The following is a 21867-nucleotide window of genomic DNA, read 5'->3' as shown; positions in this document are numbered from 1 at the left end:
TCCGGCGGGCGCACAGTCGGGGGGCTGGTCGTGTTCTTCTCCCGCGCCGGAGCCGGCAGTCGTTCAGCGGGAGGTCCGGTTCCGGCTGGCGGTCGTCCTCTTGGCGGTCGTCTTCTTGGCCGCGCTCTTCTTGGCCGGGGACTTCTTCGCCGCCTTGCGCGGAGCCTCCGCGCTCGTGGCGCCCTCCTTCGCGGCCCGGGCCGCCTGCACTTCGCGTTCCGTGCCGGCAGTGGTGAGCCGGCCGGAGCCGGTCTCCAGGTGGGCCCGTACGAACCACTGGAACTTCTCCAGGTCGCGGAGCTGGGTGATCAGCAGGTCCTGGGTGACGGGGTCGACGTCCTCGATCTCCTCGGCCGCGTGGCGGTGAGACTGGATCAGGCCGGCGTAGACCAGGTCGAGAGCGCCGAGGTGGGCGATCGCGTCGGCGCGGCCGATGCTGTAGTCCTCCCAGGCGCGTTCGGCGACGAGTACGCCCGGCGTCCCCTGGGGCGCGCCGCCCAGGGCCGAGATGCGCTCCGCAGCCTCGTCGGCCATCTCCCTCACCGCCGACGTCTGCGGATCGAGCATTTCGTGGACGGCGATGAAATGAGGGCCGACCACGTTCCAGTGGATGTGCTTGAGCGTGAGTGCGAGGTCGTTCAGAGCGTGCAGACGCATGCTGAGCAGGGCGATGACCTTGCCGCCCTGTTCAACACTGAGACCGGGGACGGTGTAACGGGGGGTGACGGCAGAGGGGGACATGATGCTCCAGCGCTTTCGGAGGGTATTTCTGCGGTTTCGGACGGCCCGCCTTCTCCCCTTTATGCCGACCGGGGAGCGCTCGCGCCAATGATGATGGACCGTTCCGGTGGGAGCGTATGCGTCACATGTGGGAAATTGCGGAGACACGGCTTATGCTCATAAGTGCACCCAGCTTGTTTTGAGAAGGGTGAGTGACCGGAGGCAGCCATGATCATCATCGGAGCCATCCTCCTCATCATCGGCCTGGTGGCCGGTGTCGGCATTCTGTGGACCATCGGCATCATCCTGCTGGCGATCGGGGTCGTCCTGTGGGTACTGGGTACCGTGGGCCACGCCGTAGGAGGCCGTCGGCACTACTGGTGACGCCCTGGAGCCTGAGGACCAGGGAGTCCGGGGCCGAGCTCCCTCGTGGGACGCTCGGTCCCTTCATGTTCGGGCCGCGTGCGGGGGACGGAGCCACGTGAAGTGGGAGCGCTCCCACTTGCTGCCGTCCCTCCTGCGCGCCGACCCGGTCGGCCGTGGCCGACGCGGGCCCCCCAGGCGGTCGAGCGGACTCCCGGCAGTCGAACAGTGATCGATTGGCGGGCCGGCTGCGTTCGTCCTAACGTCGATGAGTGAACGCCGCTCTTCACTCCTGGTGCGCAGAGCATCGACAGCCATGACGGGACTGTGCCAGTGAAGCCATCGCCCATTGCCGATACTCCGGAACGAAGCCGCGGCAACGGCATGGCCCTTTTCGTGATCGCCTCCTGCCAGCTGATGGTGGTTCTCGACATCACCATCGTCAACATCGCTCTTCCGCACATTCAGACGTCACTGGGATTCTCGACGGAGAATCTGTCCTGGGTGATCAACGCCTACACCCTGACGTTCGGCGGACTGCTTCTGCTCGGTGGGCGGCTGGGCGATATTCTCGGGCGACGGCGGGTATTCGTCTTCGGCATCCTGCTTTTCGTCCTGGCCTCGCTGCTCGGTGGGCTTTCCCAGGAGTCCTGGCAGTTGCTGGCAGCCCGTGCGCTCCAGGGCGTCGGTGGTGCCATCGCGTCCCCCACAGCCCTCTCCCTCATCACGACGACCTTCCGCGAAGGCCCCGACAGGAACCGGGCGTTCGGCGTGTTCGCTGCCGTGTCGGCCGGAGGCAGCGCGATCGGGCTGCTCGCGGGCGGCATCCTGGTGGAGTGGCTCGACTGGCGGTGGGTCTTCTTCGTCAACGTCCCCATCGGCCTGCTCATCGTCCTGGCGACGCCCCGCTACATCAAGGAGTCCGAACGCCACCCGGGCCACTTCGACCTCCTCGGGGCCCTCACCTCCACGCTGGGCATGGTGCTGCTCGTCTACGGCTTCATCCGCGCATCCGAGGACGGCTGGAGCGACCGCCTGACGATCGGGGCCTTTCTGGCGGCGGTGGTGTTCCTCGCCCTGTTCCTGGCGGTCGAACGCCGCTCGAAGCAGCCCATCACCCCGCTGCACATGTTCCGCGACCGCAACCGTGCAGGCGCCTACGGAATGATGCTGAGTCTTGCCGCGGCGATGTTCGGGATGTTCTTCTTCCTGACTCTCTTCGTGCAGAACGTGCTGGACTTCAGCCCGCTGCGAGCCGGACTCGCGTTCCTGCCGGTGAGCGCGGTCATCGCAGTCAGTGCGGGAATCACCTCGCAACTGCTGTCCAGGTGGGGCCCCAAACCCTTCATGGTCGTGGGCGCGCTCCTGGCGGCAGCGGGGCTCGCGTGGCTCACCGGGACCGATGTCCACAGCAGCTACCTCGGGAGCATCCTCGGCCCCACACTGGTCTTCGGCTCCGGCATGGGCATGCAGTTCGTCTCGCTGACGCTGATGGCGGTCTCCGGAGTGGTGCCACGGGAGGCGGGTGCCGCATCCGGCGTCCTCAACGCCACCCAGCAGGTGGGCGGGTCGCTCGGCCTCTCCATTCTCGTCACGGTCTTCGGAACGGCCAGCCGGAACGAGGCATCCGACCAGGTACCACGCTTCCTGTCGCAGGCCACCCCGGCGCAGCAACTGGAGTTCCGCCGCACCGGCGAACTCCCGGGTCCGTGGGGCGACCAGGTGCTGACCTCGGGCGTGTCGAGCGCGTTCGTCGTCGCCGCCGTCATGGCCGTGATCGCCGCACTGATCGCCCTCTTCGTCGTCCAGGTCCGGGCCGGCGACCTGGAACGCCTGCGCGGCGGAGCCATGGTGCCACCGGTGGCCGAGGAGGCCACGGACGGAGGCCGGGCGGACGAGGCCGAGGGCAGCGTCCCTACGCGGAAGCGCGACGGAGGGGACGGGCTCGCTCCCGGGGGCTGACCGCGACGCCGCCGGGGTGCCGGGCGGAGGCTTTCGGAGGTCACAGAAGATTGACGAGACGTATGTAGCGCACCCAGTCCCAGTTGGCACCGGGGTCGGTGTGGTCGCTGCCCGGCACCTGGTGGTGGCCGATGATGTGTGCGCGGTCCTTGGGCAGGCCGTAGCGGTCGCAGATGTTCGCCGTCAACCTGGCCGACCGTTCGTACATGGCGTGGGTGAAGTAGGCCGGCTGGTCCACCCAGCCCTCGTGCTCGATGCCGATGCTGCGCGTGTTGTAGTCCCAGTTGCCGGCGTGCCAGGCGACGTCCTTCTCGCGCACGCACTGGGCCACGAATCCGTCCCCCGACCGCACCACATAATGGGCGGAGACCTGCTTGGCCGGGTTCTGGAAGATGCCGACCGTCTCGGAGAACGTCTGCTGGGCGACGTGGACGACGACGAAGTCGAGCGGGTAGGCCGTGGGACGGTTCGACACCGTGTAGTTGGACGCGGACGCCGGAGCCCACTGTGCCGACGGGTAGTCGGTCTCGGCAGCGGGGGCGGCCACCGCGCGGACAGAGGCAGGTAAAAGGGCCGCGGCGGCGGTGACCGCTGCGCCCTGGAGAATCCGTCTGCGCTGCATCGGCACTGCACTCCTGTGGGTGAGGGGGGTCGGTCGTACGCGGACGTACGGGCGCACAACGCGCCGCCCCACCGTACGGGGTGCTGTGCGCGGGGCGGAAGACGGCCGGACGGGGGATCGGCCGGCCGCCGATCCCGCCAACTCCGGCCATGTAACGGACGCTTGGGCCACTCCTGCCGCCCCGGCAGCCGTACGCGCCGGGCGCCTCCGCCCCGTCCGGCATCCCCGGGCGGTGCGCACGTCCGGCGCTCAGGCGTCGGACAGCAGACCGGCCAGCGCGGCCGCCGGATCGTCGTCGGCCGGTCCGGCCGGCACCCAGCGGGCCTGCTCCCTGCGGTACGGCCACCAGCGCCCGTCCCGCCCGTAGCGCAGCTGTGCGCCCGCACCCACCACGGTCCAGCGGTTGTGCGTCCCCCGCAGCTGCGGGGCGTCGCCGTCCTCCCACGCCGTGGCGAGCCGGGCGCGGGCCCGCGCGAGCTCCTGAGGGTCCGGCTGCCACTCCTCGTCGTACACCGCCAGAGCGGCGGCCCTGCCGTACCGCCAGGCCCGTACCGCGGCGTCGAGCTCGGCCCGCTGCCGCCCCGTGGCAGCGGCGAGGCGCGCGACCGTCACCGCGCCGGGCCGGGCATCGGCGGCCATTCGTACGGCGTCCTGCTCCGTCGTCGGACCGGGAGGTACGGGCTGCTTTCCGTGGCCCTCCGCGAGGGCGTCCGCCAGCGACGCGAAAGCCCGCACGGCGGTGTCGGCAGCGAGGAACTCCAGCGCGGCGGGGTCGGCACCGACCGCCGGATCCGTCTCCGTGTCCAGCGACGGCGGAAGCCCGGGCCCGTCCGGCAACGGCGGGGGAGGAGGCAACGGCGGAAGGATGTCGCGTGCCGCGAAGGCCTCGTCGGCCCGGACACCGCGCGGTGTGCCGGGGGCCGTGCTCCCGGGATCCGCGCGCCGCGTCGCGCCGGCCGCCCTCGCGGTGCTGCGCACCTGCAGCTCGTCCAGCAGCTGCCGTTCGTCACGTCCCCGCAACAGCAGCAGAACGAAGGGGTCCTGGTCGAGCAGCCGCGCCACTTGGTAGCACAGGGCGCCCGAATGCGGGCAGTGGTCCCACGCCTCGCAGCTGCACTCGGCCTCCAGGTCACCGATCCGGGGCAGGAGGTCGACTCCGGCGGCCGCCGCGTCCTCCACCAGTTGCGAAGGCATCTCGCGGTCGAGCAGCGCGGCGATGTGCCCGGCGCGTTCGGACGCCACCTCCAGGACGCGGTCCCACTCCTGCCGGCTCAGCGGCTGGAACAGCACGTCACTGCGGTACGCGGTCGCGTCCCGGTCCTGGACCACCGCGGTGATCCGGCCCGGGCGGACCGAGACCGCGCCGACCCTGCCCTCACGGGCCAGCCCGCGTCCCTTCTTGAGCTGAGCACCGTCCAGTGCCGTGTCCTCCAGGGCCTGCAGCCACGCCCGCCCCCACCAGGACGACGCGAAGCCGCGGCCCGGCGCGGGCGGCAGCGCGGCGAAGATGCGCTCCGGCTGGTCACTGTCGTTCATCGTGTGTTCCCCCGCAGCTCTACCAGATCGGCCAGTTCGGCATCGGTCAGTTCGGTCAACGCGCTCTCGCCGCCGCCGAGCACCGCGTCGGCCAGGCCCTGCTTGCGGGCCAGCATCTCGGCGATCCGGTCCTCGACGGTCCCTTCGGCGATCAGCCGATGCACCTGCACCGGCTGGGTCTGCCCGATCCGGTACGCGCGGTCGGTGGCCTGCGCCTCGACGGCCGGGTTCCACCAGCGGTCGAAGTGCACCACGTGGCCTGCCCGGGTCAGGTTGAGTCCCGTGCCCGCCGCCTTGAGCGACAACAGGAACACCGGGGCCCGGCCCGCTTGGAAGCGGTTCACCATCGCCTCCCGCTCGGCGACCGGGGTGCCACCGTGCAGGAACTGGGTGGGGATCCCGCGTGCCGCCAGATGCCCTTCCAGCAGCCGCCCCATCTGCACGTACTGGGTGAACACCAGGACGCCCGCACCCTCGGCGAGGATCGTGTCGAGCAGCTCGTCCAGCAGCTCCACCTTCCCCGAACGGCCCTCGATCCGGGGCCCGTCCTCCTTGAGGTACTGCGCGGGGTGGTTGCAGATCTGTTTGAGTGCCGTCAGCAGTTTCATGACGAGTCCACGCCGTGCGAAGCCGTCCGCCCCGGAGATCTCGGCGAGCGTCTCCCGCACCACCGCCTCGTACAGGCCCGCCTGTTCCGCCGTCAGCGACACCGCGCGATCGGTCTCCGTCTTGGGCGGCAGCTCCGGGGCGATGCCGGGGTCGGACTTGCGGCGTCTCAGGAGGAAGGGGCGCACCAGCGCGGCCAGCCGGTCGGCGGCAGCGGGGTCGTTGCCGTCCTCGACGGCACTCGCGTACCGACTGCGGAACGTGCCGAGCCGTCCCAGCAGCCCGGGTGTCGTCCAGTCGAGGATCGCCCAGAGTTCGGAGAGGTTGTTCTCCACGGGGGTACCCGTGAGTGCGACGCGGGCCCTCGTCCCGATCGTCCGCAGTTGCCTGGCGGTCGCCGAGTGCGGGTTCTTGACGTGCTGCGCCTCGTCGGCGACGACCATGCCCCAGGACGCCCGCGCCAGCCGGGCCGCGTCCAGGCGCATGGTGCCGTACGTGGTCAGGACGAACTCGCCGTGGGCCAGGTCGTCCAGGGAGCGCGACAGGCCGTGGAAGCGGCGTACCGGCGTGCCCGGGGCGAACTTCTCGATCTCCCGTTGCCAGTTGCCCATCAGGGAAGTGGGACAGACCACGAGCGTCGGCCCGGCGGCCGCTTCCACACTCTGCCGGTGCAGGTGCAGGGCGATCAGCGTGATGGTCTTGCCCAGCCCCATGTCGTCGGCGAGACAGCCTCCGAGGCCGAGTGACGTCATGGTGTGGAGCCAGTTCAGACCGCGCAACTGGTAGTCGCGCAGACTCGCCGCGAGGGCGGCCGGCTGGGGGATCGTCTCCGCCTCCCGGGACTCCGGGTCGGCGAGTCGTGCCCGCAGTCGTTCGAGCGGGCCGGTCGCGGTCACCTCGATCCGGCGGCCGTCGATGTCGGTGCTGCCCGTCAGCACAGCGCTCAGGGCGTCGATGGGCGCGACCTTGCGGTCACGGGAGTCGCGGGCGCGCCGGGCCTCCTCCGGGTCGATGAGCACCCACTGGTCACGCAGCCTGACCAGCGGCCTGCCCGCTTCCGCGAGCCGGTCGAGCTCCTGCCGGCTGAGTGTCCGGTCGCCCAGCGCGAACCACCAGTCGAAGGAGAGCAGGGTGTCGGCCGACAGGAAGGACGGGGCGGCGGATCCGGTGACGCGAGGACCTGCGCCACCGTCCTCGGCGCCGTCATCCCGCCCGGACGGGCCGATGACCGCGCGGGCGGTGAGCTTCCTGGCGAGCTCCTTCGGCCAGTGCACCTGCATGCCGGTCGCGGCGAGCGCCCGGGCGGCGGGGCCCAGCAGCTCCGCGATCTCCTCGTCCGCCGGTTCGACCGCGTCCGGCACCGGAGCCGACAGCAGAGGCGTCAGCGGCGGCCAGGCGCGAGCGGCACGGCGCAGTGCCAGCAGTGCGTCCATGCGCGCACGCGGACCGAACAGTGCGGCGGCGGGACCACTGCCCGCCCACACGTCCGCCGCGTCGGCGACCAGTGCGGGGTCCTGGACGCCGTGGATCTGCAGGACGGCGCGGAAGGACGGGCCGCTGCCCGCCCCGGCCCCTTCCGCTTCCAGCTCCGGGAGTCCCGCGACCTCCACGCGCAAGGACAGCCGCACGCCCGCGTCGTGTCCCGCCGCCACATCGGCCGCCCACGGCCGCAGCGCCGGCAGGTGCTGGGGAGCCGGCGCGGCGAACGCCGGTCCGCCCGTGGCGAGGACGGCGGCCGGGGAACGGGGCAGGCCGTCGGCGACCGCGTCGAGGAACGACCGCAGCAGAGACTCCGGTTCGGCCAGCATCACCGGATCGGCGGCGGCGTCGAGCGGTACCGCGTGGGCAGTGGGTGGCATGGAGGCCGCCAGCACCCGGATCCGCTCCAGGTCGTCCACGGCAAGCGGTCCCACGCGCCAGGCATCGTGGTCGGTGGCGCTCAGGCCGGGCAGCAGCAGACCGCGCGCCAGGAGTTGGAGGGCCAGTACTCCAGCAGCGCCCCAGAACGCGGCCGCGGGGGAGGCGTGCGCGCCGGCGCGCGCCCGTGTCAGAACCGGCAGGGCGTCAGGTACGGGCATGGACAACGCCGGTACCACGTAAGGGCGGACGTCGCTTCCGACGACGGTCAGCTCCTCCGGACTCCCGGCATCACCGGGCGGGGTGCTACCGTCCGGGTTCCAGAACGCGATCCGGCCGGTACGGGCCGGATCCGCGGGGAGAAAGACTGCGGAGCAGCGGGACAGTTCAGAGATCTCGTTGATGGTTGCCGCAGGGAGCCTGTGCACAGCGATGTCAGATTCCTCAAATTTGACTAGTTAGCCCGGGGTCGCCGAGGGTACTCCACCCACGGCCCGTCCCGGGGGGAATGCGCAGTGATCCGCCTCACTCGTTTCCGCCTTCTGAGGCCTGGGGTGCCGCTCGCACCACCACGGGGTACGGGGGCTTCCCCCCGCATGGCCGGGGTGATGGCGTCATGGCTGCCGCAGGCCCGTCCTCCGTACGTTTGACGAGGTCAGCGCAGATGCCCAGAAACCGGAGACGTCATGCCCCAAGCGGTAGCCACCGTTGTGCCGAACGCCCGCGAGGGGGCGGACGGTACGAAGAGTCCGGAAGGCCCCAAAGCCCCCGGGAGTGACTTCGCACCCCTCCTGAAGACCGTCAGGAGTCAGGGTCTCCTCGAACGCCGCACCGGCTGGTACGCGGCGGGCATCGCCGCCAACCTCGTCGCCCTCGCAGCGGTGCTCACCGGCATGGTGCTTCTCGGCGACACCTGGTGGAACCTGCTGTTCGCGCTGCCGCTCGCCATCCTGTGGACCCGTACCGCCTTCTTCGGTCACGACGCCGGCCACGCGCAGATATCCGGCGACCGCAAGGCCGGCCGGGCGATCGGACTGGTGCACGCCAACCTGCTCCTCGGAATGAACGAGGCATGGTGGAACGACAAGCACGTACGCCACCACGCCAACCCCAACCACGTCGACAAGGACCCCGACGTCGGTGTCGGTGCCCTGGTGTGGACGCAGAAGCAGGCAGCGCAGCGCGAGGGCTTCGCCCGCTGGCTCACCCGCAACCAGGCGCGGCTCTTCTTCCCGATGCTGCTCCTCGAGGGCATCGCCCTCAAGATCTACGGCTTCCAGTTCCTGCGGCGCCAGCCCGTCCGTGAGCGTGCCCTGTCCGGCCTGCTGCTGGCCGGCCACCTCGCCCTGTACGCGACGCTGCTGCTCACCGTCATGTCGCCGGGCAAGGCCGTCGTCTTCGCCCTCGTGCACCACGCCCTCTTCGGGCTCCACCTGGGGATGGCCTTCGCGCCGAACCACAAGGGCATGGAGATGCCCGACCCGGACGGCGACCGCTGGGGCCACCTGCAGCGTCAGGTGCTCACCTCGCGCAACGTACGAGGCGCCCTCCTCACCGACTGGTTCCTCGGCGGTCTCAACTACCAGATCGAGCACCACCTCTTTCCCAGCATGCCCCGTCCCCACCTGCGGCTGGCACAGCCGTTGGTGAAGGCCCACTGCGCCGCGATCGGGATGCCGTACGCGGAGACCGGACTCGTCGAGTCCTACCGGCAGGCCCTGCAGCACATGCACGAGGTCGGCGAGCCGCTGCGGTGATCCCGGCCGCCTCCCTGGAACCGATGGGCGGGCACAGGCGTTCTTCCCACAGAAGCGGCTCGGGCCGCGAAGGAGGCACGGATCATGTCGAACGGTGCAAAGGTCGCCATCGGGGGAGTTGTCGCGGCAGTCGTCCTCATTCCGTTCATCGGATTCTGGTGGTCGCTGCTGGTTCTCGTCGGAGTGCCCACGCTGGGCTATCTGATGCTCGATCCCTCCCAGCGGCGCAGGCTGCGCAGGATCACCCGGAAGGAGATAGGGCGCTGAACAGCACAGTCGTGGCAGTGAGCAGCAACGGCGCGTACTCCTTCACCAAACCGAACAGGGACAGCATCACTCTCCTGAGCGGGCTCGGTGTGGAGGGTGACGTCCACGCCGGCGTCACGGTCAGACACCGCTCGCGCGTCGCCCAGGATCCGACGCAGCCCAACCTGCGCCAGGTCCACCTCATCCAGCATGAGCTCTTCTCCGAGCTGCGGGACGCGGGGTTCGAGGTCGCGCCGGGCGATCTCGGTGAGAACGTCACCACCAGCGGCATCGACCTCCTCGCCCTTCCCGCCGGCACGCTGCTGCACCTCGGCGACGACGCCGTCGTCGAGGTGACCGGTCTGCGCAATCCGTGCCTGCAGATCGACAACTTCCGGAACGGACTGCTCAAGCAGGTCGTCGGCCGCTCCGAGGACGGCGCGGTCGTCCGCAAGGCCGGGATCATGGGCGTCGTCAAGGCCGGCGGAGTCGTCGGGCCCGGCGACCCGGTCGAGGCGGAGCTGCCCGACAGACCCCACCGGAGGCTGGAGCGGGTCTAGGGTCTGTGCGCGGTTGTACTCAAGCAGTGTGACCGAGCGCCCGCGTCGACCGGCCTTCCTGCTCTCTGCCTTCTCCGGCGGGGTGTCGGAAGTCTGTCGGCAGTGTCCGTGATCTGTCGGCGGTATGTCGGTGGAGGTTGCGACCTTGGGCCGGTCGGTGCTCCCCATGAGCACGCTGCCCCCGAGCGCCAGGAGCTGTCATCGTGTCTTCCGCATCCCAGAGTCGACCGTGGGACGTTCACCGGCTGCCGTCTGCCGAGGGCAGGAACTTCCTGGTCACTGGGGGTAACGCCGGGGTCGGTTACTTCGCCGCGGAGCAGCTCGCCGCCACCGGCGCCGTCGTCGTACTCGGCAGCCGGGACGCCGCGAAGGCCGACGCCGCCATGGCCTCGATCCGCTCGCGCGTCTCCGGCGCGCATGTGCGGCACCTGCAACTGGACCTCGCCGACCTGTCGTCGCTGAAGACCGCCGTGGACAGGCTGGACCTCGATCATCTCGACGCGGTGGTCCACAACGCGGGGGTCGCGCTCGACGACCTGCCGCGTCGAGAGACCGAGGACGGCCACGAGCTGATGTTCGGCACCAACCACCTCGGCCACTTCGTGCTCACCCAGTGGCTGGCCCCCCTGCTGTCCGCGGCGTCGGCGGGCCGCATCGTGACGGTGGGAAGCTTCGCGGCGCGGTCCGAGCGACTGGACCTGGGCGATCTGCAGTCGACCCAGGACTATCGGCCCAAGCGCACCTACGGACGATCGAAGCTGGCGCAGACGTGCTTCGGCTTCGAACTCGATCGCCGCCTGCGTGCCGTCGGCAGCACGGTGCTCAGCGTGGTGGCCCACCCCGGCGGCGCACTGGACTCCCTCACCCCGTCCCGCCCGCCGGTACACGTGACAACCCCCGGTGAGCGGCTGCGAGCCTTGCCCGCCGGGCTCCTGGTGCAGGGCAAGGACGCCGGAGCATGGCCCGTCGTCCGTGCCGTCCTCGACTCGGAGGTGCAGGGAGGGCAGCTGTGGGGGCCGAGGGCCTTCGGCCTGCGTGGCACACCACGGCGTGAGCCCGTCCCCTCTCACATGGCCGACCCGGCCGTCGCCGCTCGCCTTTGGGCCGCCAGCGGTGAGCTGGCCGGCACCGATCCGCACCTCGGCTTTCGGTAGGCCGGAGCCGCACCCGGGGCGACCATCCGGTGGCCAACTGCCGTGTTCGACCCGGCCAACCGGGACGCTCAGTCACCACCAGGTGCCTTCAGGAGGTCGTTGATCCAGATCATCGGGCTCCAGGACCTGCCCGACGGGCCGGACGTGCCCCCGCGGACCCTCAGGAGGGCCGGACGGCCAGTGCGTCGAGAGAGCTGAGCAGGCCGGGTAGTTCGGGTCCCCGGCCGATCGGCAGGACCTCCCCCGGTTCCTCGTCCAGCAGGACGAACGCGATGTCGTCGGTCCGGGCGACGAGGGACCAGCCGGGGCCGTCGGCGCGCAGCGTGCGCGCTCCGCCAGGCGCGAACGCCGAGCGGATCCGCCCGGGAGGAGGCGGAGCGGCAACATACGCGCGGGCCTCGTCGAGCGCCCTGCGCACCCCGGGGTGCTGCCCGGAAGGCGCCTCCTCGCCGTCGGTGCGCCCCGGGTCCCCGGTCCCCTCGTTCGTCCCGCTCTCCGCCGCCTCGTTCCCGCCGGGCAGGCCGAACGCGCTCTCGTCGTCGATCTGCTCCCGCCAGGCGGCCCACTGCACGGCGACCTCGTCCGCGCCCATGCGCCGCTGGGCCGGGCCCCAGGCGCCGGTGTCCGGCGGTGTCAGCGGCGCCGGGTCCGGCCCCTCCGCGGCCGGGTCCGGCAACGGGTCGTGGGGCGCGGGAACGCCGGGCGCGGCGACCGCCAGCGCGAGTGGCCAGCCCGGGAGCGCGCACACCACCGAGCGGTCGTCGGGGGAGAGGTCGTACTCCATGCCGCAGTCCCAGGAGGCGATGGCGACGGCCACCGACGAGACATCGTCCACGACCACGGTCCAGCGGGCGCCGCCGCCGTCCTGGCCGAGCACCAGGCCGTACCCATCGGCGTACGGCTCGAGGCCGAGCACGGCGCACGCGGCGACGTAGTCGTCGCCGAGCACGCTCGGGAACTGCGCGGGGGTCAGCAGCACCGCGGTCAGCACAAACAGTGCGTCGTCGTCGGCGCCCGTGTCGTCCGTCCCGGTCACAGCACCCTCCTCCACTCTCGTCGCCAGGGCCGTCGGCGCACCTTAACTACTCGGTAACCTCTCCGTCGAGGCCCTGACAAGCGAAGACGGCCACGTGACGGAAGTCCCCCCGGCCGTCGCGGCACGCCGGAGCGCCCTCGCGCCGTGGTGCCGGGCACCCCGCCACCCGTAGGCTCGTCCCTCCGGCTCACGAGGGGGAACAGCATGGTGAAGCGGTACGAACGGCTCAGGGAGATCCTGCGCCTGGACCCCGAGCGGGACTTCCTGGAGATCTACCGGCTCACCGTCACGTACGAATTCCCCTGGGACGTCACCCGGGCTCTCGAGCTCGCCCTCTACCGCACCTATGCCGTCCCCGCCATCGGCCGGCTGCTCGCCCGGACCGGCGAGCTGACGGAACGCTCACAGAAGCGGTACGACGACACCGCACTTCTCCTCGACACCGTGCTGGAGCACGGTTTCGAGAGCGAGGCGGGACGCACGGCGGTCCGGCGCATCAACCGCATGCACCGCAGTTACGACATCAGCAACGACGACATGCGGTACGTCCTGTGCACCTTCGTCGTCACCCCCAAGCGCTGGCTCGACGCGTACGGGTGGCGCAAGCTGTCCGGACACGAGGTGCGCGCGTTCGCCGCCTACTACCGCACCCTCGGGGCGCACATGGGCATCAAGGACGTGCCCCGGACCTACGAGGACTTCGAGCGCACGCTCGACAGCTACGAGGACGAGCACTTCGGCTGGGACGAGGGCGCCCGAGCGGTCTCCGACGCCACCCTGGCCCTGATGGGCTCCTGGTACCCGGGCCCGCTGGCACCCGTCGTCCGCTGTGCCGGCCTCGCGCTGCTCGACGACTCACTGCTGCGGGCGCTCCGCTACCGGCGTCCGGGCCCCGCCGCAAGGGGGCTGACCCGCGGAGCGCTCCGGCTGAGGGCTCGCGCCGTACGGCTCATGCCGCCGCGTACCACCGCGCACTACGCCCGCCAGAATCCCGAGATCAAGGGCTATCCGAACGGGTACGAGGTCGCCCGGCTAGGTACGTTCCCCACCCCGGGGGTCCGGGGCTGCCCGGTCGCGCACAGCCTGCCCCCGGCGACCGAGGCCGAGTGATCCCGGGGCGGCGTCGTGCGGCGCAGGCCGCTCAGCCCGTACGTACCGCGAGCGCGAGGAAGCGGTCGTCCTCGTCGGTGTACGAGGCCGGCCGCCACCCCGAACTGAGCAGCAGGGGTACCAGCCGGGCTTCGGCCCGCAGATCGTCGTCCGAGAGCCGGCGACCGTGGCGCGCGGCCAGCGCTGCCCGGCCGATCGGGTGGAACAGCGCCAGCAGGCCGCCCGGGCGCACAGCCCGCGCCAACGCGCGAAGATCCTGCTCGGGCCGGGCGAGGTGAGAGATCAGCCCGGCGGCGAACACGGCGTCCAGCGCCCCGGTGCGCAACGGCGGCCGTGCCACGTCGGCCAGCAGCAGGGTGCCGCACGTGCCGCGACCCGCCCGCACCGCCGATTCCAGCATGGCCGGTGTCAGGTCGGCTCCGAGCACCGTGCCGCCGGGACCGACCGCAGCGCGCAGGGCCGGCAGCGCACGGCCGGTACCGCAGCCGGCGTCGAGCACGGTGTCGCCCGGGCGCAGACCCAGCTCGGCCACCGCCGCGGCGTACGAGGGCCCGTCGTCGGGGAAGCGGCTGTCCCAGTCCGCCGCCCGGGCGGAGAAGAAGTCCTGGACGTGTGTGTGGTCATCGGCCATGCGGACATGATCGCGCAGTCGGCCCCCGAGCGTGACGGCACAAAGCGGTGCATCCGTCAGAACGGTACGGGCGTTGCCGGACGCGGCCGTGGCCGACCTCGGGCGTATCACGATCCGCTCCGGCCTTGCGCTCTACCTGTTCGGCACGCCGGGCCAGGACCGCTTCTGGTTCCTGTGGGACGAACTGTCCCAGGGCGCGCTCGGCGCGGTGGTACTGACCGATACCCGCCGGCTGGAGGGCTGCTTCCCGGCCGTCGACCACTTCGAGCACCGCCGCATCCGTTCGTCGTCGCCGTCAACTGCTTCGCGGGAGCCCGGGCCTACGGCGAGGACGACGTGTCGAGGGCACTCGACCTCGACCCGGGGACACCGGTCGTCCTGTGCGACGCGCGCGACCGGGCTTCCGGGAAAGAAGTCCTGATCCGTACGGTCGAGTACGCCGGGCGGATGCACACCGCCCGGCTCCTGGACTCCGTGGGACAGCCCGGACCTCGGTGAAACGGTGGGGCCGGTGCGACGCCGGGGACGTGTCAGTCGGCCAGCCCGGCCATCGCGAGCACCTTCTCCATGCTTACACGTACGAGGAGTTCGCCGGGTACACCGTTGCGTGCGCCGAACTCCTCGGCCGCCTCCGGACCGGGCCGCGATCCGCGTCGCCCAGTCCCGGACCTCCGCCAGGTCCTCGCTCAACGCCGCACGTCCCTGGACCACGGCGAACGCGAACGGAGGCCGGTCGTCGTCGACACAGACCGACACCCGGCCCTCGCGCGCCAGGTTACGGCCCTTCACGGTGTCCCGACCGGTGTTGAAGACCAGATCGTCGCCGTCCAGCAGGAACCAGACGGGAGCGATGTGAGGGCTGCCGTCCGCCCGGACGGTCGCGACCTTGCCGGTACGGGTGCCCTCGGAGAGGAACGCCCGCCATTCGTTCTCTGTCATGTGGTGTGCCATGACCCCATCCTCGGACGCCTGGTGGTCATGGCGTGAAGCGACGCCCCGTGAACAGGGAGGCGCTTGCCCGCAAGGAGGCCGTACGCAAGGCTTGCGCGAGGCGGGAACACGAACGGGGAGGACGAGTACATGGCGATGGACCGGAGACTTGACTGGCTCCTTGACGAACTCACCGGCCGGGTGGAGCACATACAGCACGCGCTCGTACTCTCGAACGACGGACTGGTGACGGGAGCCAGCACGAGTCTGGCCCGGGAGGACGCGGAGCATCTGGCGGCGGTCTCGTCGGGACTGCAGAGCCTGGCCAGGGGGTCGGGGCGGCACTTCGGAGCGGGAAGAGCGCGCCAGACCATGGTCGAGTTCGACGAGGCCCTGCTCTTCGTGACAGCGGCGGGGGACGGCAGTTGCCTGTGCGTGCTCAGTGCCGCCGAGGCCGACGTCGGCCAGGTCGCGTACGAGATGACGCTGATGGTCAACCGGGTGGGAGAACACCTCGGTGTGGGCGTACGGCAGGGAGCCGAGGGCAACGACCAGCTCTGACCGCTTCGACCTGGGCATTCGCGCACGCTTCGGAAGTTGTCCACAGGCCGCACGACGAGTCGCCTCCCAGCGCTACCGTGATCACGGAGAGTATTCGAGATCGTGGGGGAGGACGTCACATGACCATCAGGGAAGCCACGCGCACGCGAGCGGCCGAACGATGCCGGACGCGAGCGGGAGAAGGGGCAGGCGCGAGGTCGCCCCGAGGGGCGGGGACTGCCGGAGGTGGGGCTGCGGCAGAGGACGGATGGGCTCGGGACCGGCCTGCGTCCGACACCGCGGCCGCCCGGACGTCACTGTCCGTGGCACGCGCCGCTCAAGAACTGGCCTTGAAGCGCGGTGAGTTCGACCTCGCACTCCATCTGGGCCTGGTGCGAGCCGAGCCCGCACCGGACGGTGGAAGGCCGCGGGTGTCCGGCGAGGAGATCGACCGCATCCGTAGCGAGCAGGGGTTTCCCGAGGCGCTGCGCGAGCGGGTGCGTACCGCGGGGACGGCGGAGGGGGCCGCACTGCTCGGCGTCAGTCCGGTCCGTTTCACCGGTCTCGCCAGGATCGGATGCGTCTCTCCGGTCGCCTTCTACCTGAACCGGTACCGCGCGGTGGTCTGGCTCTACCTCGTGGACGAGCTCCTCGCCTTCGCCGCGAAGGAGCCGGAGCTGCTCGCCGGGAAGAGCCCGGTCGGGATGCGGACCATGCTGGAGGCCGGCACCGACTGGCGCGCGCGCAACTGGCGTGCGCGAAGGGTCGACCGTCTGATGAGCCGCACCCGGGACCCGTGGATCCGTGCGGCACTGCAGGCGTCGGCGCTGGATCCGGTGCAGCTCGCGGAAGTGGTGGACGACCCCTACGAACGGGCTTACCTCGCCCGTATGCAGCCGGAGCTCGTCGCCGGACGACCGGCGTCCGTGTCGGGACGAGAGGCGATGGGGCAGCTGATGCTGGCGGACGATCCGGACGAGATCCTCTGGCGGCGGGTCAGCCTGGCGATGGAGCTGGACCTGGCGCGTGAGGCCCGCCCCGCCCCGCGGCCCGGCGGCGGCACCGGGCACAGGCCGGCACCCGTTGCCCCCGGGACGTCGGACCAGGAGGACGACTGCTCCGGGGCCGTCGCCGCGCCCGGTGCCGGTATCCCGCCCCGCCCCGGACGGCGGCTGCTTGCGCGGATCGGACTCGGCAGGCCACGGAGCGGAGATCGTTAACCCCTTGCACGCGGCCGGTCCGGGCGGGCATCTTTGCCGCCATGCTGATCAGGAAAGCCACCCCCGAGGACTGGCCCGCCATCTGGCCGTTCTTCCGCGACATCGTCACGGCGGGCGAGACGTTCACCTACCCCCTGGAACTGGGCGAGGAGGATGCCAAGGGCTGGTGGCTGGTGCCGGAGCCGAGCCGTTCGGTCGTCGCGGTCGATGACGTGGGGACGGTCCTGGGCACCGCGAAGATGAACAGGAACCACATGGGCAACGGCTCACACGTCGCCAGCGCCAGCTACATGGTCGACCCTCGCCACTCCGGTCGGGGCGTGGGCCGCGCGCTGTGCGAGTACACCGTCGACTGGGCGCGTACGGCGGGCTACCGCGCCATGCAGTTCAACGCGGTGGTCGAGACCAACACCCGTGCCGTGCGGCTCTACCGCTCCATCGGGTTCGAGATCATCGGAACCCTGCCCGAGGGCTTCAACCACCCGACCGAGGGCTATGTGGGCCTGCACATCATGCACAAGGCGCTCTGAGGGCACGGAGCTTCGAGGGGGAGAGGCACGGCACCCCAGGGCGCGGTGCTTCGGGCGCCGCTTTCCAAGGCGCCGTGGCCGAGGGCGCGCCGACGATCCGTTCGCCGCATCGGCACGGTGATGGCTTCAGGCCATCTTCGGGCGAAGTTCCGGGGCATGCGGGGGCGGAGAGGCGTGTCCCTTTGTGGCGGATACGCGCCGACCGGTTCGCAGGGCGAGCACCGGGGGCCGGGCGCGGGTACCGGTCCGTTACGCCCGTCATGTCGTAAGTGGCGCCGGTCTGGGCGCGGTTGGGGTGCCGGGTTCGGCTGGGGCTGGTGCGGACGCCGGGAACCTGTGGCAGTACTGTGCGCCCCACCGCCATCCGGTGGTGAACTCTTATGGAGGAAGAATCCATGACCATACCCAGGAGTGCGTGGCGCGCGGGAACATTCGCGGCCGCCGCGGTTGCCGGCCTGGCCGGCGGAGTCCTCTTCGCCGGCCCGGCCGCAGCTCACACCCCCACCTGGGCCGTGACCTGCTCCGAAGTGACCCTCGACCTGACGGCCTACTCGGACAGTGCCACCAACGAGGTGACCGTCTCCGTGGTGGGCGGCGAGGAACTGCTCCCCACCCAGACGTTCGGCCGGGAGTACCACACGAAGACTCCGCTTCAGCTGCCGCCGCACGACAAGCCGCTGACCGTCCGTCTCGTCGTCAAGGCCGGTGACGACGACAAGTACTCCCGCGACCTGACGGAGACCGCCCCGGTGTGCGAGGACGACGAGACCCCGTCGCCCACACCGACCGAGGCGAAGCCGGCCCCGGCGCCCAGCACGGAGCCGCCGGCCTCGGAGACCCCGAGCGCCACGCCGAGCGAGACCGCCACGGACGGCGCCCCCGCCCCGGCCGGGTCGAGCTCCAGCGCCCCGGACCTCGCCGAGACCGGCTCCTCGTCCACGACGCCCGTCATCGGTGGTGCGGCTGTCGCCGTCCTCCTGGCCGGCGGTGGCATCCTGTGGTCCGTCCGCAAGCGCCGCGCCACGCAGCACTGACGACGCACGCACACCCCGGCCGGCGGCGGAAGCCGTCCGGCCGGGTAAGGGTGTACCGCATCACGTCCGGTGCGGTACACCCCCGTCGTGTTCCGCGGCCGAGGTGGCCGGCCCACCGGGCCCGATCTCGCACCAGACCGCCTTGCCTTCCCCATGAGGCTCGATGCCCCAGCGTGCGGCCACCGCGTCGAGCAACAGCAGGCCCCTCCCGGAAGTGGACGTCTCACCCGGCGTACGACGCCGCGGCCAGGCGCTGGAGCGGTCCTGCACCGACAGCCTGATCCGCCGGACCGGCTCCGGCAGAACCTCCAGCGTGAGTACGGCGCCACCTTCCGTGTGCAGCAGGACGTTGACGAGCAACTCCCCGGTGAGCAGCTCCGCGTCGTCCGCGAGCGCGGCCATGTCCCAGTCCGACAGCGCCTGCCGCACGATCGCCCGTGCGTCGGAGAGACCCTCCGGATCCGCCTGATGGATGTACTGATGGAGGCGCGGAGCACGGGGGGACCCGGTGTCCGGGCTACGCCGCAGGACGAGCAGGGCGACGTCGTCACCCGAGCCCCAGCGTTCCCACAGTCGGTCCGAAAGGTGGTCGGCCAGCGCCTCGGCGCCCGGCGGGCCCTCGCTCACCTCGTGGATCAGCGCTGCCACGCCCGCGTCGAGGTCAGCGCCCGGTTCCTCCACCAGCCCATCGGTGTACAGGACAAGGGTCTCGCCCGGCACCAGGTCGAGACGAGTCTCCGGGAACTCCTCGTCCGAGAAGGCGGTGGAAATGCCCAACGGAAGGCCGCCGCGCACCTGAGGAGACCCGACCCGCCCGTCGGCATGCCGGATCAGCGGCCCGAAGTGCCCGGCACGCACCACGCGTACCGCACCCGTGGCGAGATCCACCTGAGCGTAGGTGCACGTGGCGAAGCGGTCGGTGTCCAGTTCGGCCAGGAAACGTGAGGCTCGGGCCAGCACGGTCGGTGGCGGATGCCCCTCGGCGGCGTAAGCGCGCAGGGCGATGCGCAGCTGTCCCATGATCGCGGCGGCATGTGTGTCATGGCCCTGCACATCCCCTACCACCACGCCGAAGCGGTTCTTGGGCAACGCGATCACGTCGTACCAGTCGCCGCCGACCTGGCGACCGCTCCACGCCGCGTGGTAGCGGACCGCGATCTCGCCGCCCTCGATCTCCTGGATCCGGCGGGGAAGCATCGCCGACTGCAGTCCCGTGGCGAACTCACGCTCCTCGTCGAACAGCATCGCCCGCTGGAGCGACTGCGCCACGATGGCGGCCAGCCCCAGGCAGAGGATCCGCTCGTCGGCACTGAACATCGTCCGTTCCCGGTAGAACAGCGCGATGGCGCCCAGAGAACGCGCCTGGGCCACCAGCGGCAGGTAGGCGGCGGCCCGGAAGTTCAGGTCGTCCCTGTACGGCTCGAGCACCGGGTAACGCCGGACCAGGGACTCCAGCGAGGTGATGAACCTCGGCCGCCCGCTGAGGATCACGTCCCCCAGGGGCAGGCGCGCGTCCAGCACCCCGGGGGCCAGCCCGTCGAGGGACTCCACGCAGTCGCCGCTCAGCGCGACGATGTTGAGGACCGAGTTCTCCACCAGCCCGAGGGACATCCCGTCCGAACCGAGTCTGGACAGTCCGCCGGGGCCGGTGAGGGCGGCGGTGACGTCGTCCACGGTCACCGCACGGGACAGCGCGCTCGTGGTGCGTTCCACGATTCCGGTCTGGCGTTGATGGCGCCTTTCCAGATCCAGCACGAAGGCCGAATGGGTGACCTCGGCCGTCGCGTCCCGCACCACACCGATGACACGGTGTGCCCGGCCGTCCCCCGAACGCAGGATCCGCGCCTGGACGTGGGTCCACTGGCGCCTCCCGTCGGTCAGGGGGACCTGGAAGTGGACGCTGTAGGAATTGTCCCCACCGGTGATCGCCTCGTCTATCGCGGCGTCCAAACGGGTGCGCTCCGCCGGATCCAGCCGTTCCATCACGGTCGCGGGCCGGGCGTCGAACGTGGCCGGATCGACGCCGAAGACCATGAGTCCGGCCTCGTCGATGTCCAGGGTCCGGGTGTCAAGATCCCATTCGAAGCTGCCGGTGCGGTTCATGGCGAGACGCTCGGCGGTCCCCGTCTCACCGCTGTGGCGCAGGTCGGACTGGAGCGGCCGGGGGGTCGAGTCGTCTGCTCGCCGTGGGGAGTCGGTCATGCGCGCTCCGGAGATGGTCCGGCGGGGCCGCTGGACGTCGCTGCCCGTTGGTCTCAATTGTCGAGCCCGTGAGGCGGGAGTGCCACAGCGGTCCCCCGGGAGACCCGGCTCCGGAGCACGCAGGCCACGGCCGCAGAATGGCAGCCGGAGAACTCCCACGGCTGACCGGAGCGCATGCCATGAACGACGACGAGCCCGTCCTGCTGCAGATCCAGGGCCACACCCTGCACATCACGCTGAACCGCCCACGGGCCCTGAACGCGCTGACCCACACCATGGTGCGGAGCATCGACGACGCGCTCACCTCGGCCGCGGGTGACGACGCGGTCACGCACGTCGTGGTCAGCGGAGCCGGTGAGCGCGGTCTGTGCGCGGGCGGTGACATCCGGTCGATCTACGAGGACGCCAGGGCGGGCCGACGGGCCTCCGTGGACTTCTGGCGCGACGAGTACCGGCTCAACGCCAGGATCGCCCGCTTCGCCAAGCCGTACGTCGCGCTGATGGACGGCATCGTCATGGGCGGCGGTGTCGGCATCTCGTCCCACGGCGACGTCCGTGTCGTCACGGAACGCTCCCGCGTCGCCATGCCGGAGACCGGCATCGGGTTCGTCCCCGACGTCGGCGGTACCTATCTGCTGGCCGCGGCGCCCGGCGAGCTCGGCACCCACCTGGCCCTCACGGGGCAGGCCGTGCACGCGGCGGATGCCATCGCCTGCGGGCTGGCCGACCACTTCGTCCCCTCACACCGCCTGGAAGAACTCGGCCGGGCCCTCGCCCGGAGCGCCACACCCGCCCAGGTGACGGACACGGTGCTCGGATATGCGGAGAAGGCCCCCGAGGGTGAGCTCGCCGCATGCCGGCAGTGGATCGACGACTGCTATGCCGCGGACACCGTCGAGGAGATCATCGAGCGGCTGCTGGAGAGCGGTACGCCCGCTACGAAGGAGACCGCGGCCACGCTCGTCACCAAGTCGCCCACCGCACTGAAGGTCACCCTCGAAGCGGTACGCCGGGCGAGGCGTCTCAGCAGTCTCGAAGCCGCTCTCGATCAGGAGTTCCGGGTTTCATGCCGTGCATTCACCGGGCACGACCTGGTGGAAGGCGTACGCGCCCAGATCATCGACAAGGACCGCAACCCCCGGTGGATGCCCGCGGAGCCGGCCGAGGTCAGCGCCGCCGACGTCGCCCGCCACTTCGAGCCGCTCGGCGAGCGGGAACTCGGCCTGGCCGCACACTGATTTCGGCCATCGG

Annotated in this window: 19 protein-coding genes and 2 pseudogenes; 13 read left to right on the top strand and 8 right to left on the bottom strand. The window is 71.0% G+C overall.

Annotated elements, in window-relative coordinates; all coding sequences use genetic code 11:
- Positions 1-63 precede the first annotated feature (63 nt).
- Complete coding sequence (locus tag QFZ58_RS03955) at positions 64-741, bottom strand: Dps family protein (protein WP_307123487.1); 678 nt, start codon at positions 739-741, stop codon at positions 64-66.
- A 207-nt stretch (positions 742-948) separates the two neighbouring features.
- On the opposite strand from QFZ58_RS03955, the gene QFZ58_RS03950 reads away from it, so the two are divergent.
- Complete coding sequence (locus tag QFZ58_RS03950; protein WP_307123486.1) at positions 949-1104, top strand: DUF6131 family protein; 156 nt, start codon at positions 949-951, stop codon at positions 1102-1104.
- A gap of 363 nt (positions 1105-1467) precedes the next feature.
- Positions 1468-3045: an MFS transporter gene (locus QFZ58_RS03945; RefSeq protein WP_307123485.1), complete on the top strand. Its 1578-nt coding sequence runs from the start codon at positions 1468-1470 to the stop codon at positions 3043-3045.
- A 40-nt stretch (positions 3046-3085) separates the two neighbouring features.
- Here QFZ58_RS03945 and QFZ58_RS03940 read toward each other — a convergent pair whose 3' ends face one another.
- The 3 genes from QFZ58_RS03940 to QFZ58_RS03930 form a co-directional block, all read right to left on the bottom strand.
- Positions 3086-3667: an N-acetylmuramoyl-L-alanine amidase gene (locus tag QFZ58_RS03940; RefSeq protein WP_307123484.1), complete on the bottom strand. Its 582-nt coding sequence runs from the start codon at positions 3665-3667 to the stop codon at positions 3086-3088.
- Between the two features lie 249 nt (positions 3668-3916).
- On the bottom strand, positions 3917-5203 hold the full coding sequence (locus QFZ58_RS03935; protein WP_307123483.1) for an SWF or SNF family helicase: 1287 nt from the start codon (positions 5201-5203) through the stop codon (positions 3917-3919).
- Positions 5200-8094 (bottom strand): DEAD/DEAH box helicase, encoded by a 2895-nt coding sequence (locus QFZ58_RS03930; protein ID WP_307123482.1) that lies wholly within the window; start codon positions 8092-8094, stop codon positions 5200-5202. The genes QFZ58_RS03935 and QFZ58_RS03930 overlap by 4 nt, the downstream gene beginning before the upstream one ends.
- A 258-nt stretch (positions 8095-8352) precedes the next feature.
- Here QFZ58_RS03930 and QFZ58_RS03925 point away from each other — a divergent pair, with 258 nt between their 5' ends.
- The 4 genes from QFZ58_RS03925 to QFZ58_RS03910 all read left to right on the top strand — a co-directional run bounded on the left by QFZ58_RS03925 (position 8353) and on the right by QFZ58_RS03910 (position 11383).
- Positions 8353-9423 (top strand): acyl-CoA desaturase, encoded by a 1071-nt coding sequence (locus tag QFZ58_RS03925; protein ID WP_307123481.1) that lies wholly within the window; start codon positions 8353-8355, stop codon positions 9421-9423.
- Between the two features lie 84 nt (positions 9424-9507).
- The gene (locus tag QFZ58_RS03920) at positions 9508-9690 is read left to right on the top strand and encodes a hypothetical protein (RefSeq protein WP_307123480.1); all 183 of its coding nucleotides are present in this window, start codon (positions 9508-9510) and stop codon (positions 9688-9690) included.
- Complete coding sequence (locus QFZ58_RS03915) at positions 9687-10229, top strand: MOSC domain-containing protein (protein ID WP_307128762.1); 543 nt, start codon at positions 9687-9689, stop codon at positions 10227-10229. The genes QFZ58_RS03920 and QFZ58_RS03915 overlap by 4 nt, the downstream gene beginning before the upstream one ends.
- 203 nt (positions 10230-10432) lie before the next feature.
- Positions 10433-11383, top strand: coding sequence for an SDR family NAD(P)-dependent oxidoreductase (locus QFZ58_RS03910; RefSeq protein ID WP_307123479.1), 951 nt, complete (start codon positions 10433-10435; stop codon positions 11381-11383).
- 160 nt (positions 11384-11543) lie between these two features.
- Here QFZ58_RS03910 and QFZ58_RS03905 read toward each other — a convergent pair whose 3' ends face one another.
- Positions 11544-12419 carry a hypothetical protein gene (locus QFZ58_RS03905; protein ID WP_307123478.1) on the bottom strand — a complete coding sequence of 292 codons (876 nt, stop codon included), beginning with the start codon at positions 12417-12419 and terminating at the stop codon, positions 11544-11546.
- Between the two features lie 204 nt (positions 12420-12623).
- Here QFZ58_RS03905 and QFZ58_RS03900 point away from each other — a divergent pair, with 204 nt between their 5' ends.
- Positions 12624-13529: an oxygenase MpaB family protein gene (locus tag QFZ58_RS03900; protein WP_307123477.1), complete on the top strand. Its 906-nt coding sequence runs from the start codon at positions 12624-12626 to the stop codon at positions 13527-13529.
- 31 nt (positions 13530-13560) lie between these two features.
- Here the strand turns inward: QFZ58_RS03900 and QFZ58_RS03895 are convergent, their stop codons facing one another.
- Positions 13561-14160 carry a class I SAM-dependent methyltransferase gene (locus QFZ58_RS03895; protein WP_307123476.1) on the bottom strand — a complete coding sequence of 200 codons (600 nt, stop codon included), beginning with the start codon at positions 14158-14160 and terminating at the stop codon, positions 13561-13563.
- Between the two features lie 94 nt (positions 14161-14254).
- Between QFZ58_RS03895 and QFZ58_RS03890 the strand changes: the two are divergent.
- Positions 14255-14658, top strand: a pseudogene (locus tag QFZ58_RS03890) (ATP/GTP-binding protein); the annotation flags it as partial.
- 32 nt (positions 14659-14690) lie between these two features.
- On the opposite strand, the pseudogene QFZ58_RS03885 reads toward QFZ58_RS03890, so the two are convergent.
- A pseudogene (locus QFZ58_RS03885) lies at positions 14691-15111 on the bottom strand (PPOX class F420-dependent oxidoreductase).
- A gap of 129 nt (positions 15112-15240) precedes the next feature.
- Here QFZ58_RS03885 and QFZ58_RS03880 point away from each other — a divergent pair.
- The 4 genes from QFZ58_RS03880 to QFZ58_RS03865 all read left to right on the top strand — a co-directional run bounded on the left by QFZ58_RS03880 (position 15241) and on the right by QFZ58_RS03865 (position 18414).
- Complete coding sequence (locus QFZ58_RS03880; protein WP_307123475.1) at positions 15241-15651, top strand: roadblock/LC7 domain-containing protein; 411 nt, start codon at positions 15241-15243, stop codon at positions 15649-15651.
- 119 nt (positions 15652-15770) lie between these two features.
- On the top strand, positions 15771-16850 hold the full coding sequence (locus QFZ58_RS03875) for a DUF6397 family protein (protein WP_373428515.1): 1080 nt from the start codon (positions 15771-15773) through the stop codon (positions 16848-16850).
- Positions 16851-16891: 41 nt separating this feature from the next.
- Positions 16892-17380 carry a GNAT family N-acetyltransferase gene (locus tag QFZ58_RS03870; RefSeq protein WP_307123474.1) on the top strand — a complete coding sequence of 163 codons (489 nt, stop codon included), beginning with the start codon at positions 16892-16894 and terminating at the stop codon, positions 17378-17380.
- Between the two features lie 395 nt (positions 17381-17775).
- Positions 17776-18414 carry an LAETG motif-containing sortase-dependent surface protein gene (locus tag QFZ58_RS03865; RefSeq protein WP_307123473.1) on the top strand — a complete coding sequence of 213 codons (639 nt, stop codon included), beginning with the start codon at positions 17776-17778 and terminating at the stop codon, positions 18412-18414.
- 60 nt (positions 18415-18474) lie between these two features.
- On the opposite strand, the gene QFZ58_RS03860 is transcribed toward QFZ58_RS03865, so the two are convergent.
- Positions 18475-20616, bottom strand: a complete 2142-nt coding sequence (locus tag QFZ58_RS03860; RefSeq protein WP_307123472.1) for a SpoIIE family protein phosphatase — start codon at positions 20614-20616, stop codon at positions 18475-18477.
- Between the two features lie 179 nt (positions 20617-20795).
- Between QFZ58_RS03860 and QFZ58_RS03855 the strand changes: the two genes are divergently transcribed.
- Positions 20796-21854 (top strand): enoyl-CoA hydratase/isomerase family protein, encoded by a 1059-nt coding sequence (locus QFZ58_RS03855; RefSeq protein ID WP_307123471.1) that lies wholly within the window; start codon positions 20796-20798, stop codon positions 21852-21854.
- Positions 21855-21867 lie beyond the last annotated feature (13 nt).

Origin of the sequence: Streptomyces sp. B1I3, assembly GCF_030816615.1 — a bacterium.
Lineage (GTDB): Bacteria > Actinomycetota > Actinomycetes > Streptomycetales > Streptomycetaceae > Streptomyces.
Note: the sequence above shows the minus strand (reverse complement) of the source record. Positions and strands in the feature narration are given on the sequence as shown.

What these genes read in the sequence shown, in the direction of transcription:
- QFZ58_RS03955 (WP_307123487.1), bottom strand. Translation starts at nt 741, where the DNA reads ATGTCCCCCTCTGCCGTCACCCCCCGTTACACCGTCCCCGGTCTCAGT.
- QFZ58_RS03945 (WP_307123485.1), top strand. Translation starts at nt 1,468, where the DNA reads ATGGCCCTTTTCGTGATCGCCTCCTGCCAGCTGATGGTGGTTCTCGAC.
- QFZ58_RS03875 (WP_373428515.1), top strand. Translation starts at nt 15,771, where the DNA reads ATGACCATCAGGGAAGCCACGCGCACGCGAGCGGCCGAACGATGCCGG.
- QFZ58_RS03855 (WP_307123471.1), top strand. Translation starts at nt 20,796, where the DNA reads ATGAACGACGACGAGCCCGTCCTGCTGCAGATCCAGGGCCACACCCTG.
- QFZ58_RS03920 (WP_307123480.1), top strand. Translation starts at nt 9,508, where the DNA reads ATGTCGAACGGTGCAAAGGTCGCCATCGGGGGAGTTGTCGCGGCAGTC.
- QFZ58_RS03895 (WP_307123476.1), bottom strand. Translation starts at nt 14,160, where the DNA reads ATGGCCGATGACCACACACACGTCCAGGACTTCTTCTCCGCCCGGGCG.
- QFZ58_RS03940 (WP_307123484.1), bottom strand. Translation starts at nt 3,667, where the DNA reads ATGCAGCGCAGACGGATTCTCCAGGGCGCAGCGGTCACCGCCGCCGCG.
- QFZ58_RS03860 (WP_307123472.1), bottom strand. Translation starts at nt 20,616, where the DNA reads ATGACCGACTCCCCACGGCGAGCAGACGACTCGACCCCCCGGCCGCTC.
- QFZ58_RS03900 (WP_307123477.1), top strand. Translation starts at nt 12,624, where the DNA reads ATGGTGAAGCGGTACGAACGGCTCAGGGAGATCCTGCGCCTGGACCCC.
- QFZ58_RS03925 (WP_307123481.1), top strand. Translation starts at nt 8,353, where the DNA reads ATGCCCCAAGCGGTAGCCACCGTTGTGCCGAACGCCCGCGAGGGGGCG.
- QFZ58_RS03865 (WP_307123473.1), top strand. Translation starts at nt 17,776, where the DNA reads ATGACCATACCCAGGAGTGCGTGGCGCGCGGGAACATTCGCGGCCGCC.
- QFZ58_RS03880 (WP_307123475.1), top strand. Translation starts at nt 15,241, where the DNA reads ATGGCGATGGACCGGAGACTTGACTGGCTCCTTGACGAACTCACCGGC.
- QFZ58_RS03935 (WP_307123483.1), bottom strand. Translation starts at nt 5,203, where the DNA reads ATGAACGACAGTGACCAGCCGGAGCGCATCTTCGCCGCGCTGCCGCCC.
- QFZ58_RS03870 (WP_307123474.1), top strand. Translation starts at nt 16,892, where the DNA reads ATGCTGATCAGGAAAGCCACCCCCGAGGACTGGCCCGCCATCTGGCCG.
- QFZ58_RS03950 (WP_307123486.1), top strand. Translation starts at nt 949, where the DNA reads ATGATCATCATCGGAGCCATCCTCCTCATCATCGGCCTGGTGGCCGGT.